Below are 12772 nucleotides of genomic sequence, written 5' to 3'. Positions count from 1 at the left end.
AAGACTCGCAAGTAAGCGGGCGTGAAAGTTATTGAGGAGGATGAGAGTATGGATAAGAAAAGTAATACCGAGGATTTCGGAAACATCGAGAACAAGGACATCAACTCTATGAACGTTTCCAATATCCCACATCAGGAACGTGAGATACTTATTCCCGAACAGACGGATGATTCGGCGGATTTTCTCAAGGATATCCCTGATTATGACGATAATTTCACTATCGAAATGATAATCGAGAAGATACTTACCGATGACAAGCAGTACGACCTTTCAAAGATCATATCTGCTTATGAGTTCGCCGCAAAGGCTCATGAAGGTCAGAAGCGTTCATCAGGTCAGGCTTATATCATACATCCGCTGGCAGTAGCATATATCCTCCTTGAATTCGGCATGGATACAGACACTATCTGTGCGGCGCTCCTTCACGATGTTGTTGAGGATACAGACGCTACCCTCGACGATCTGAAAAAGCGCTTCGGTCAGGACGTTGCTAACCTCGTTGACGGTGTTACAAAACTCAGCAAGATCCCTACAAACACCAAGGAAGAGGAAATGGCTGTAAATATACGCAAGATACTCCTTGCTATGTCACAGGATATCCGCGTTATGATAATCAAGCTTGCGGACAGACTCCACAATATGCGTACACTTAAGTACCGTCCCCTTGACAAACAGCGCAACACAGCCCTCGAGACAATGAATATCTACGCTCCTATTGCCCACCGTCTCGGTATCAGAGCGATAAAGGAGGAGCTTCAGGACCTTTCCTTCCACTATCTCGATCCGTACGCTTATGCCGAGATAGAGAACATCCTTGAAAACAACAAGGAGGAACGTGAGGCTTTCATCGAGACTATCAAGGAACGTATTGCTCAGCGCTTCAAGGGTGAGGAATTCACACGACCTCCACAGATAGACGGAAGAGTAAAGAGCGTTTACAGCATTTACCGCAAAGTGTTTATTGACCACAAGAGTATCGAGGAAGTATACGATAAATACGCAGTAAGAATAATCGTTACAACTATCGGTGAATGCTATAACGTGCTCGGTCTCATACACGATATGTTCCGCCCCATACCGAACCGATTCAAGGACTATATCTCAACTCCGAAGGCTAACTTCTACCAGTCTCTACACACCACTGTTCTCGGCAAGGAGGGTATCCCCTTTGAGGTTCAGATACGTACATGGGACATGCATGAGACAGCTGAATACGGTATCGCAGCACACTGGAAATACAAAGAGGGCATACACGGTCAGGACAAAATGGAACAGCGTCTTGCGTGGGTACGTCAGGTCATAGAGGCTCAGCAGACCTCCGATGACGTTGAGGAAATAGTCCGTATCATCAAGACCGACCTCGATCCCGAGGATATTGTGGTTATGACTCCGAAAGGTCTTTCAGTAAGCCTTCCTGTCAACTCCACAGTCATCGATTTCGCTTACCGTATCCATACCGAGATAGGTCATAAGACCGTCGGCGCTAAGGTGGACGGCAAGATCGTTCCCCTTGATTACAAGCTCCAGACAGGTCAGATATGCGAGATACTCACCACCAAGGATCCCGATAAGGGACCTAACAGAGCATGGCTCAATATCGTACAGACCAATGAGGCACGTTCCAAAATACGCTCGTGGTTCAAGAAGGAACGCCGCGAAGAGAATATCATCGAGGGAAAAGCCGCTCTTGAACGTGAATTCAAACGTCACCACATCAACCTCCCCGAAGAGGATTACACAGAATTCCTTCAGGACGATTTCAGGCGCCATAACTGTTCAGACCTCAATGACTTCTATGCATCCATAGGCTACGGAGGCGTATCCCTTTCCAAGATAATCGCAAGACTTAAGGACAAGTACGTCCGTCTTTACGGTACAGAAGAGGAAACCGCTCCTGCTTCGCCTATAAAGCCAAAGCTTACAGGAAGGAGCAACATCGTTCTCGACCAGATAGACGATATGGTAGTAAAATTCGCTCACTGCTGCAGTCCTCTACCTGGAGATGAGATAGTCGGATTCATTACAAGAGGCTACGGCATATCCGTCCACACCACAAGATGCACCAACTACAAAGCAGCTTTAGCAAGGAACGATCCCGAGGAGCTCGCCCGCTGGTGCGATATACAGTGGAGCGACAACAGCAATACCCAGATGCAGACAAGCTTCGAGGTAACTGCTACGGACCGTGTGGGACTGGTATACGATATTTCCGCTATCCTCCTTGAAGCAAGGATACCAATCGTACATTCATCATCAAGAATACTGAAAAACGGAAACGCTCTGTTTGAAGGTACTATCATTATATCGGGAACTGATCAGCTTAAACATGTTTTCGATAAGATACGCCATGTAAAAGGAGTAATAACCGTTGAACGTTCCAATATTTAAAGCTACTGATCGGAGGTCAGCACTATGAGGATACATATACTCCAGCTCGGTGAACTGCATGCAAACAGCTATATCGTGGAAACTGCACCCGGAAGATGCGTTGCTGTGGACATAGGCGGAGGAAGCAGGATATTCCTTGAATACCTTAAGATGAAACAGCTTCGTCTTACAAAAATACTCCTTACCCACGGTCACTTTGACCATATAGGCGGTGTTGAGGAGGTCCGTGAAGCTACAGGCGCAGAGGTGTATATCCACCAGAATGATGCACCTATGCTGACAAGTCCCGCAAAATCGCTCCACAGCGCAATGTCGATAATGGAGTTCAGACCAATAAACGATTATACCGTTGTTGTAGGCGACTGCTTCATCAATGACGGGGACTGTACCTTCCGTGTTTTCCATACTCCCGGACACTCCTACGGCAGTGTGTGCTATATCTGTGACGATGTTATCTTCTCAGGCGATACTCTTTTCTGCTGCTCGGCAGGAAGGACTGATTTCCCGGGCGGAAATGCTCAGTTCCTCAGACAATCACTGATAAGACTCGGCGAGCTTGAAGGCGACTATAAGGTATATCCGGGACATAACGAGTCCACAACACTGGACTATGAACGTGAGAACAATCCATACCTTGCAGGTCTGAGAGGTGCCAATGAACGACAGTAACTACAGAATGCCCGTTGTACTTCTGGGCAATTCATTCAAATATGAGGTAGAGGCTACTCTTAAGCTGTTTTTCAGCACATCAAGATTCAGCTTTTCCGATAATGTATCAGATGCCCAGGGAGAAAGCTACGTTATAGCAGAGATGTCAGCTTTCTCATGGGACAAGGTGAAGCTTTCAGCTGTTGTATGTCTTGAAGGTTCTCCCGAAAAGGATGAGATAACTCTGCCCGCAGATTCCGATAAAAACACCTGCGAGCATGAACTGTGCAGGCTTATATACCATATACTCAGCCGCAAAACAGGGATAGTGCCGCCATGGGGACTTATGACGGGAATTCGTCCCGTTAAGAAGGTTATCGAGCTTATACGTCAGGGACTCGACAGGGATGAGATTCAACGCATCATGACCGAAAAATACGAGATATCTCCCGATAAACTCGAACTTGCCTGCGCTACAGCCGAAAACCAGCTTCCTCTGCTGGACAGGATTGATACTTCTGCTGTAAGCCTTTACGTTTCTATCCCCTTCTGTCCCACACGATGCAGCTACTGCTCATTTGTATCACACTCTATGGACTCCGCTATAAAACTGATGCCCGAATATGTGGCTTCACTGTGCCGGGAAATAGAGTATACAGGTGAAATGGTACGTGAAACAGGAACTAAGATAGATACCATATACTTCGGCGGAGGTACTCCCACTTCGATCTCAGCCGAAGATCTTCGTACCATAATGGAGTGCGTTCAGCGCTCATTCGATCTTGACAACGTCCGTGAATACAGTGTCGAGGCAGGAAGACCTGATACCATAACCGAGGAAAAACTGAAGGTCATCAAGGAATACGGTGCGGACCGCATTTCAGTTAACCCTCAGACACTCAATGACGATGTCCTTAAAGTCATAGGACGCCGCCATTCGGGCGAGGATGCCGTAAAGGCGTTCGAGCTTGCACGAAAGGTAGGTTTCAATAATATCAATACCGACCTTATTGCAGGTCTTCCGACTGAATCGCTTGAAAGCTTCTGCAATACTCTCGACCGCATCATCGGTCTATCACCTGAAAGTATAACCGTCCATACTCTTACCATAAAGCGCTCTGCCACGCTGTTCTCCGAGGGTTACAACGTGGACCACGAACCTGCCGCTGACATGGTTCGTTACAGCGTTGACAGTCTCATGAAAAATGACTATCTCCCCTATTACATGTACCGTCAGAAAAATACTGTTGATAACCTCGAAAATGTTGGCTATGCAAAGAAAGGCTTCGAGAGTCTTTACAACATCTTCATCATGGACGAAACTCAGACTATTCTCGGAGTAGGATGTGCCGCTTCAACGAAGCTCGTATACCCCAACGGAAAAATAACACGAATTCACAACCACAAGTACCCCTATGAATATATCCGACGCTTCGACGAACTTCTGACGAAGAAAAACGAAGCCGCTGAATGTCTCAGGATATTATCAGGAAGCAACAATTTTTGATTTTTAACTTCTTAACTCCACTCCCTTGAAAGGCTTCATTATGAAAAAATATCTGTCTGTTTTTATGGCATATGTACTTGCTCTTTCACTTCCAAGCTGCGGAAAAAAAGATTTCCCGGACCTTACTGACAAAGCGATAGCTTTTGAAATGGGCGAATATATCGATACTTCTGATGACGATGCAGCATATAGCGTTATTGAATTTGAAGGCAGACAATATATGCCATATGGAACTATCAGCAGATCAATAAATGCAAAAGATACCGAAGCATGCATCGGATATATTGTTCAGGATGGAAAAAGTGACAAAGATGAACGAATCTACACTCTTAGTGCTGATAATGAACACAACTTCCTGATGCAATATTATGCAGGAGAAACCGAAATGTATCAACCTGATTTCTGGCGGGCAACCGATACCAAGGGAAAAGAGATCAGTATACCTGATTATATCGAAAGTCTGAAATACAAATTCTGGGGCGAATAAACATCCTATATATTCAGCTCCGTTGTGAATACAACTTTATTATGGAAAGAGGTGGCGATATGCCTGAAAAAAATCAGGTCTGTAACGCTGAGATAACTGCACTTACATCTGAAGGCAGCGGTGTCTGTCGTGTGGACGGCATGGCTGTTTTTGTACCCGATACCGCTGTAGGTGACAAAATAAAGGTCAGGATAGTAAAGGTCCTCACCAGCTATGCTTACGGTATCGTCGAGGAGATCACAGAGTCTTCTCCCGACAGAATTACTGATAACTGTCAGGTATATAAAAAATGCGGAGGATGTGTTTACCGTCATATCTCCTACGAAGCAGAATGCCGAGCAAAAGCTGATACAGTACGTGATGCTTTCCGCAGGATAGGCGGTTTCGAACCCGAATTCGAGGAATTCCTCTCCGCTGACACTACCGAACACTACCGCAATAAGGCTCAATACCCGCTTGCTGTCCAGAACGGCAAGGCTGTCTGTGGTTTCTACGCCCAGAGAAGTCACCGTGTCATACCGGTCCATGACTGTGCTCTACAGCCTGAAATATTCAGCAGCATAACCAATGATATACTTGACTACATAGACTCTAAAAAACTGTCCGTATACGATGAAGTCTCAGGTAACGGACTTCTCAGACATATCTACCTGAGGCGCGGTACACATTCAGGTGAGATAATGGTCTGTATCGTTGCCCGTAAGGATGTTTCACGTCAGTTCTCTTCTCTTTGCAGAAATCTCACGGAAAAATATTCGGACATAAAAAGTATCATCCTTAATATCAATCCCAAATGCACTAATGTCATCCTCGGAGAAAAATGTATCACTTTATGGGGAAGCGATCACATAAATGATACAATGTGCGGCAACAGCATCCAGATATCTCCCCTCTCCTTCTACCAGGTCAATACGGTTCAGGCGGAAAAACTTTACGCCAAGGCACTTGAGTATGCTTCACCTTCAACAACAGACACAATTGCGGACCTCTATTGCGGTGCAGGTACTATAGGTCTTTCTATGGCTCATAAAGCGGGAAAGATAATCGGAGTTGAGATAGTTCCCGATGCCATTAAAAATGCTCAGTTCAACGCAAAAATGAATAACATATCAAACGCCGAATTCTATGCAGGTGATGCAGGAAACGTATTCGCTGAACTTAGTAAAAACGGCTGCTCACCCGATATAATAATACTCGATCCGCCGCGTAAAGGCTGTTCCGAGGATACACTCCGAACCGTAACAAATGCCGCTCCGCAGAAAATAGTCATGATATCATGTAACCCGTCAACTGCTGCTCGTGATGCTAAATGGCTCTCACAGCATGGCTACAATACTGTAAAAGTCTGCGGCGCTGACCTGTTCCCAAGAACCAGGCACGTTGAGTGCGTAGTATTGATGTCAAGGGATAAGGCGTAAAAGTGCCGATTTTACGGCAGTTTTCGGCTATACAGTCAATCTGCGAAGTCAACCCTAACCGGCTTTTTACTGTATTTGGAAAAACATCTACGAACTAAAAACGCCTGACAACCAATCTGCTCAGTGAGGTTAGTGCGCAGATTGGATAACAGAGGGTTCGATACTTCGTAGATTGGTTGTCATTCGTCAAAATGTACAAAGTGGAAACAAATCCGTAGTAATGCGGAAAAGTATAGAAAGGAATCAGAACTATGGACTATCAGAAATTAGATCTGTTATGCAATCGCCTGATAAAATGCTATCAGAAAATGGATGACAAAGCCCATTACAAAACTGCTCCCTGTTCAGATGAAGCAAGCATCAAAGCAGTAGAGGAACGCATAGGAATCACCTTGCCCAAACAGTTACGAGACTTCTTTTTGCATTTCTCTGAAAACTTTGAAATGTATGCGTTTCTGCCGGATGAATTCTGTGATAATCTGCCGAAGGAGCTGAAAGGTATTTTTGCTGCTCAATATGTGATTTCTTTGGAAGAAGTCGAGAGCAACGAAATAATCCGTAGAGACTGGGTTACAGAATGCTTCCCTGATGAAGAAGACGAATACGATAAAGTATGGCATAACAAGCTCGGTATCATTGATGTAGGAAATGGTGACATTATTTCATTAGATATCGGCTCGAATCCTGACAATCCTCCTGTAGTTTACCTTAGCCACGAAGGAGATGACAGCAACGGTATCATCCTCGGAAAGGACTTTGATACTTTCTTGATGAACCTTATTATGTGTGGTGGCTGCGGGATGGAGGACTGGCAGATGATGCCGTTTATCTCCGACAGCAATAATGGCATTGATCCGAAGTGTGAAAATGCTTTTGCATTCAGAAAATTAATTGGATTTGATTATGAATAAAAAACAGCCCCGTATCACTGAAATTCAGTGATGCGGGGCTCTTCATATCTATTCACATTTCAATACTGATTGTCACGCCCGACTTGAACCGGAATTCCAAGTAGTCATCGTGGACGGTAACCTTTTCGAGCAGCTTCTTTACCAGAGCCTCATCAAACTCCGTGATCTCACTCGGCTGAGACTGAATGAATTTCTGAAGCTCCTTTATGCGCTTCGTGTGTTCCTTCTGCGTAGCTTCGTCCATGCCTTTCTGCTCCTGCAGCTCACGCAGGCGCAGGATTTCCTCTGTGATGTCATCGAAGTTCTCCCGGCGCTCCGTCCGGTTGATCAGCTCCCGCTGCAGTTCAGCCATTCTCGCTGAGAGGGCTTCCGCCGACATGGGATTAGCTGAATTGATCGCAGCTTCAAGGTTCTCCCGGAGCCTGTTCAGGTAGGTGTCGCTGTCGCAGACCATCTCGTTGAGGGCTTCAAGGAATGCTGCCTTTAAGGTTTCCTCGCTGACGGTTCTGGCACGGCACTTGTCCTTCTCCTTCAATCGTGTGACGCAGCGCCAGACGACCGACTTCTTGCCACGGTTGTTCCAGTGTATTCTGCGGAACTGCTCTCCGCAGCCAGCGCAGAAGATTATCTGCGAGAATGCGTGGTTGGCGCTATAGCCCTTCTTTCCGCCGAACGGGAGCTGCGTTCTCGCTCGTCGTGCCATTTCTTCCTGCACCATCAGGAATGTCTCTTTCGATATAATAGCTTCGTGGTCGTCCTCGACATAGTATTGCGGCACGATACCGGAGTTCTTTACCCGCTTTTTACTGAGGCAGTCCACGGTGTAGGTCTTTTGCAGGAGCGCATCTCCCATGTACTTCTCATTTCCGAGAATCAGGCGTATGCTGTTATCATGCCATTTTGTGCTACCGCGAGCATTCGGAATACCATCACGCTGCAGTCCCTGAGCGATCTTTTTGCAGCTTGCGCCCTCAAGGTACTCCCGGAAGATACGCTTGACGATTTCCGCCTGTTCTGGATTGATGATCAGGTGTCCTTCATCGTCCTTATCGTAGCCGAGAAAGCGGCGAGCATTGACCATCACCTTCCCCTGCTGGAAGCGGTACTGCACACCGATCTTGACGTTCTGGCTGAGTGATTCCGATTCCTGCTGCGCCAGCGATGCCATAATGGTCAGGAGGACTTCTCCCTTCGAGTCCATCGTATTTATGGACTCCTTCTCGAAGAATACCGGAATATTCATTTCCTTGAGCATACGGATATAGTTCAGGCAGTCAACTGTATTTCTGGCAAACCGGCTGATCGACTTCGTGAAGATCATGTCGATCAAGCCCTTCTTGCAGTCCTCGATCATAGCATTGAACTGCTCTCTGCCTTTGGTCGAGGTCGCGCTGATGCCGTCATCGGCATACACCCTGACAAGCTCCCACTCCGGATTCTTATTGATAAATTCAGTATAATGCTCGATCTGTGTTTCGTAGCTGGTAGCCTGTTCCTCGTTGTCCGTCGAAACACGGCAATAGGCAGCAACACGCAGCTTCTTGACTTCCTCCTTCGCCGCATTATTGCCTTTCTGTGGCTTGGCAGGTATTTTTATAACATTCATTTCCTCACCCCGATCAAACTGTAGATGTATTCGGCTTGCTTTATCGGATCGTCAAAATGCATCTCCGGCTCTGAAATATCAAACTCCGTATAGACTGGCGGCATTTGCAGGCGCTTCTTGCCGCCGTGCTTTTCTGACCTGCGTATCAGTTCAGCGTTCGCTCTCGCAAAGGTCTGGCGGCTGACAATCGCAGGATAGAAGTCATCACCGACATAGCAGAAGTTACTGATGATGCGCTTCACCATGCTGTGAACCATCGGTCTGCCTGCATTGGTTGCTGCATCCCGCAGGCTCATGCCGGAAAGATACCCGTTGAAGATGTTTATAACAACTGCCGCTTCCTGCTCGTCAACTATCACTTTACCGTCCACTATCTTGTACCCGTACATACTTCCTCCTTTAACGCCAGCCCGCATCTCAGCCGGAAGCCGATGCAGGTTCTGGTGTATACAATGATGCTGTCAACGTATTCGGTGAACAGTTCGTCGCTGAACTCTGTGAGCATTTCTGCCGATTCTGCGAAGCGAAGGAGCTTTTTCGTTTCCTTGATATCGCCGTTCTCTCCGGCTCTGTCAATGCACTTCATTTTAGCGCGGATTTCCTCGCTCTCCATTTCGACACGCCTCAGCTCCTGATTGTACATCGCCGCATCAAGGAAGCCCTTGACACGCAGTTTCCGCAGGTCGTTCTTGCGGTCACTGTTGCGCTGCAATTCATTTTTAAGATCCAGTATCCCTTGCAGGCTCTCGTCCGTATCGGCGAGGCTGAGTGCATCGTAATATGGAACGAGAACCTGCTTGCAGCCAAAGATCAGCTTGTTCATCATCGTCACGAATGCTGCCTTTATCGCTTCATCCTTGATAAACATCATGGAACAGGCATCTTTATTATAAAGGTGTGTAGAGCAAGCCCATGCAATTCCGCCGCTCTGCGTCTGCCGCTTGAACTTGCCGCCGCACTCACCGCAGATGATGATACCGGAAAAAGGGTACTTGTTATGGTACTTTCCCATATCCTTTACGATGCCGTGTTCATCAATGTGTTTCTGTATCATGACCTGCACACGGTCAAAAACCTCTTTGCTGATAATCGCTTCGTGGTGATCTTCCGCTATGAAGCTATCGACTTCACCGTGATTGTTATGGCGTCGGAAGTTGCTGTCGGTGTAGGTTTTCTGGAATGCAGCAGCGCCGTAGTACTTCTCATTCACAAGAATACCCTTGACTGTCGAACCTGACCATTTGCCGCCCTTGCGGGTAGGAAAATTTTTTCTGTCGAGCAGTTGCGCGATCTTGTATGTTCCCATACCGTTCAGCGCAAGATCAAAAATCAGCCTGACGATCTCACTCTCGACCGGATCAATGACCATTTTTCCGTCTGCGTCCTTTGTGTAGCCGTATGGAAGGTAGCCGAAAACAAAGGTACCTTCTTCCATTCGCTTTTTCACCGACCACTTCACATTCTTGGAAATGGACTCGGATTCGCTCTGTGCCATGCTGCTGAGAACAGACAGAATCAGCTCACTTTCCATGCTGCCGGTGTCAATGTTCTCCTTCTCGAAGTATATCGGAATATTATAGGAAAGCAGCTCACGCACCAGCGACAGGCAGTCGGATGTGTTTCTGGAAAAACGACTGATGGATTTTGTCAGCACATAATCGACGCTTCCGGTACGGCAAGCGTATAACAGAGCCTGTAAGCCTTCACGGGCATCCGCCTTTGTGCCGCTTATGCCGAAATCATAGAACACGCCCGCGCATTCCCAGTCATCGTGCATCCTGATCCACGACTCGTAATGCTCGCGCTGTGCTTCCAGACTTTCCTTCTGGTCTTCATTCTCGGTACTGACTCGGCAGTAGGCAGCCACCCGGAGCTTTTTCACCACAGCAGGCTGTGCTTCGATTTTCTTGATTTTCAATGGTTGTCCCTCCTTTGTCAGTATACAATATTAACTCTGAACCGATGATTTATCAAGCGTTTTCGGTAATAAGTCCGCGTATAGCGGAGAGAAAGATTTGCGGTTTAATTCCGATAATTTGTCATACTCGACAACTGTAATCATACCTCTGGCATAGAGCAGTTCCGTGAGTGCCTGTGCCTTGTGATAGTTGATCTCATCAATGATTTTCTGCTGATCCATAATAGCACCTCCTATTGATAGCCAGAAAAGTCAACCCCTTCATATACCACTACAGAATCGAGGTGCGTTTGGACGAAAAAAATACGCCCGCCGAGAAAAAATCCCGACGGGCGCTGCTGTTATGCCTTATTCAGTTTTCCGATGTACTTCTTGCCGCCCACGGTGACCTCAATCGTGATGCCGTCATCGACAGCAGGATGGGAGTTGATCTTATTTTGCCTTGCAAGACATTTTCTCAACATCAAGCCTGAATACCGCAACGCCACCCAGCATCGCGTCATCATAACTCCATTCAGGTCTTGCGGTAGTCTGTTTCATAAGAGTGTTCAGACCTTTGATCTTCTCACTACTATCCTCTACCAAGCTGAGAGTACCTGTTCCGATAACACTCCGGAACTTAGCCGAAAAGTCACAGGCTATATCTGCTTCAAGCAGTTCATAGTTGCCGTCTACCTCAAAACCGACTTTCGGTGATTTTTTTGCAAGCTCATACTTTCTGCCAGCCTTAGCTCCATGAAAATAGAAACAGTATTTTCCGTTATCATTGATATATCCGTAGTTTACAGGTACGATGTAAATATCTCCGTTATCACAGAAAGCTATCCTTATGATCTGTTCCTTTGCAATAAAGGATTCGATCACGCTGTTATCTGTTATTTCTCTGTCGTTTCTTCTCATTGTATCCTCCTATATTGTAACAAACATAGTAAGCCGAGTGCTTGCTTAATGATTATTATACTTCAATTGCTTCAAAAAGTCAATCAGGCTGAATCCGGATAAACCTTTGCAGATTGACTTTATATATGCCTTGTGATATAATAAAAATACTAAGAACACGCAATACAGAGGCGATTACTATGTCTGACAATAAAATAGAATACAGTATTGATGACACTCCAATGACCGCTGATGAGATCATGGGATATTTGAAACGTATCGGGATAGAGTGTGATATAAATACAGACCTGAATAGCCTTGCATTACTGCAAAAAGCTCATCTTACTCATATTCCATACGAAAACTATGACTGCCTTGAACGCAGGATTACTTCACTCAATCATAAGGAATTATACCGCAAGCTGATAACCGAACACAGAGGCGGTATCTGTTTTGAACTGAACGGGCTGTATGCGTGGCTTTTGAAAAGCATCGGGTTCAATGTAAAAAGCCATCTCAGCAGATATATAATTCCTGAAGGCGAGATACATAAGCGAACACACAGAGTAATGACCGTCACAGTAGGCGGAGAAAGATATCTGACCGATGTAGGCGTAAATTCCGAGTGTTCAAGAAAGCCGCTGTTGCTTACAGAGGGACTTATTCAAAACGACGGTATCTCGGAATACCGCCTTGAAAAAGACGATTTCTTCGGCTGGATATTGTGGCAGAAACTAAAAAACAATGATTGGCGCAGGCTGTATGGGTTCACCGAAGAACCTCAGCTCGATATTGACTACATAATGCCGTGTAACTTTTGCGATATTCACCCACTTTCGGGGATAAACAAGTTTGAGAAGGTATCTATATTTACCGATCACAGTAATATACGGATATGGGACGGACATTATCAGGAGTTTTCTGAAGGCGAGATCATTATAGACGAAATAATAGAGGCGGAAAAGAAAAAAGAAATACTACAAAGCATATTTTCTATAAAAGTATAATAT

General features: G+C 46.0%; 12 protein-coding genes. 7 read left to right on the top strand and 5 right to left on the bottom strand.

The genetic code is table 11. From position 1 onward, the window contains the following. Nucleotides 1-48 precede the first annotated feature (48 nt). From BT127_RS08980 to BT127_RS08955, 6 genes are all read left to right on the top strand, one after another. Nucleotides 49-2388 (top strand): RelA/SpoT family protein, encoded by a 2340-nt coding sequence (locus tag BT127_RS08980; protein WP_318257207.1) that lies wholly within the window; start codon nt 49-51, stop codon nt 2386-2388. 24 nt (nt 2389-2412) lie between these two features. Then, nucleotides 2413-3057, top strand: a complete 645-nt coding sequence (locus tag BT127_RS08975; RefSeq protein ID WP_075424671.1) for an MBL fold metallo-hydrolase — start codon at nt 2413-2415, stop codon at nt 3055-3057. Further along, nucleotides 3044-4543, top strand: coding sequence for a coproporphyrinogen dehydrogenase HemZ (hemZ, locus tag BT127_RS08970; RefSeq protein WP_082334969.1), 1500 nt, complete (start codon nt 3044-3046; stop codon nt 4541-4543). The genes BT127_RS08975 and hemZ overlap by 14 nt, the downstream gene beginning before the upstream one ends. 40 nt (nt 4544-4583) lie before the next feature. Next, nucleotides 4584-5030 carry a hypothetical protein gene (locus BT127_RS08965; RefSeq protein WP_075424670.1) on the top strand — a complete coding sequence of 149 codons (447 nt, stop codon included), beginning with the start codon at nt 4584-4586 and terminating at the stop codon, nt 5028-5030. A gap of 59 nt (nt 5031-5089) precedes the next feature. After that, nucleotides 5090-6448, top strand: a complete 1359-nt coding sequence (rlmD, locus tag BT127_RS08960) for a 23S rRNA (uracil(1939)-C(5))-methyltransferase RlmD (protein ID WP_075424669.1) — start codon at nt 5090-5092, stop codon at nt 6446-6448. 251 nt (nt 6449-6699) lie between these two features. Next, complete coding sequence (locus tag BT127_RS08955) at nt 6700-7359, top strand: SMI1/KNR4 family protein (RefSeq protein ID WP_075424668.1); 660 nt, start codon at nt 6700-6702, stop codon at nt 7357-7359. A 52-nt stretch (nt 7360-7411) separates the two neighbouring features. On the opposite strand, the gene BT127_RS08950 is transcribed toward BT127_RS08955, so the two are convergent. The 5 genes from BT127_RS08950 to BT127_RS08930 all read right to left on the bottom strand — a co-directional run bounded on the left by BT127_RS08950 (nt 7412) and on the right by BT127_RS08930 (nt 11783). Next, the gene (locus tag BT127_RS08950; RefSeq protein ID WP_075424667.1) at nt 7412-8965 is read right to left on the bottom strand and encodes a recombinase family protein; all 1554 of its coding nucleotides are present in this window, start codon (nt 8963-8965) and stop codon (nt 7412-7414) included. Beyond that, nucleotides 8962-9354, bottom strand: coding sequence for a recombinase family protein (locus BT127_RS08945; protein ID WP_082334967.1), 393 nt, complete (start codon nt 9352-9354; stop codon nt 8962-8964). Before BT127_RS08945 ends, BT127_RS08950 begins: the two co-directional genes overlap by 4 nt. Next, the gene (locus tag BT127_RS08940) at nt 9336-10883 is read right to left on the bottom strand and encodes a recombinase family protein (protein WP_075424665.1); all 1548 of its coding nucleotides are present in this window, start codon (nt 10881-10883) and stop codon (nt 9336-9338) included. Before BT127_RS08940 ends, BT127_RS08945 begins: the two co-directional genes overlap by 19 nt. Before the next feature lie 30 nt (nt 10884-10913). After that, nucleotides 10914-11105 carry an SHOCT domain-containing protein gene (locus tag BT127_RS08935; protein ID WP_075424664.1) on the bottom strand — a complete coding sequence of 64 codons (192 nt, stop codon included), beginning with the start codon at nt 11103-11105 and terminating at the stop codon, nt 10914-10916. 210 nt (nt 11106-11315) lie between these two features. Further along, nucleotides 11316-11783: a pyridoxamine 5'-phosphate oxidase family protein gene (locus tag BT127_RS08930; protein ID WP_075424663.1), complete on the bottom strand. Its 468-nt coding sequence runs from the start codon at nt 11781-11783 to the stop codon at nt 11316-11318. Nucleotides 11784-11962: 179 nt separating this feature from the next. Between BT127_RS08930 and BT127_RS08925 the strand changes: the two genes are divergently transcribed. Continuing rightward, on the top strand, nt 11963-12769 hold the full coding sequence (locus BT127_RS08925; RefSeq protein ID WP_175541946.1) for an arylamine N-acetyltransferase family protein: 807 nt from the start codon (nt 11963-11965) through the stop codon (nt 12767-12769). Nucleotides 12770-12772: the final 3 nt, after the last annotated feature.

Source organism: Ruminococcus sp. XPD3002, assembly GCA_900119535.1.
Classification (GTDB): domain Bacteria; phylum Bacillota; class Clostridia; order Oscillospirales; family Ruminococcaceae; genus Ruminococcus; species Ruminococcus flavefaciens_H.
Note: the sequence above shows the minus strand (reverse complement) of the source record. Positions and strands in the feature narration are given on the sequence as shown.

Coding starts and splice junctions, on each gene's coding strand:
- BT127_RS08955 (WP_075424668.1), top strand. CDS start 6,700: ATGGACTATCAGAAATTAGATCTGTTATGCAATCGCCTGATAAAATGC.
- BT127_RS08930 (WP_075424663.1), bottom strand. CDS start 11,783: ATGAGAAGAAACGACAGAGAAATAACAGATAACAGCGTGATCGAATCC.
- BT127_RS08965 (WP_075424670.1), top strand. CDS start 4,584: ATGAAAAAATATCTGTCTGTTTTTATGGCATATGTACTTGCTCTTTCA.
- BT127_RS08925 (WP_175541946.1), top strand. CDS start 11,963: ATGTCTGACAATAAAATAGAATACAGTATTGATGACACTCCAATGACC.
- BT127_RS08975 (WP_075424671.1), top strand. CDS start 2,413: ATGAGGATACATATACTCCAGCTCGGTGAACTGCATGCAAACAGCTAT.
- BT127_RS08980 (WP_318257207.1), top strand. CDS start 49: ATGGATAAGAAAAGTAATACCGAGGATTTCGGAAACATCGAGAACAAG.
- BT127_RS08945 (WP_082334967.1), bottom strand. CDS start 9,354: ATGTACGGGTACAAGATAGTGGACGGTAAAGTGATAGTTGACGAGCAG.
- rlmD (WP_075424669.1), top strand. CDS start 5,090: ATGCCTGAAAAAAATCAGGTCTGTAACGCTGAGATAACTGCACTTACA.
- BT127_RS08935 (WP_075424664.1), bottom strand. CDS start 11,105: ATGGATCAGCAGAAAATCATTGATGAGATCAACTATCACAAGGCACAG.
- hemZ (WP_082334969.1), top strand. CDS start 3,044: ATGAACGACAGTAACTACAGAATGCCCGTTGTACTTCTGGGCAATTCA.
- BT127_RS08950 (WP_075424667.1), bottom strand. CDS start 8,965: ATGAATGTTATAAAAATACCTGCCAAGCCACAGAAAGGCAATAATGCG.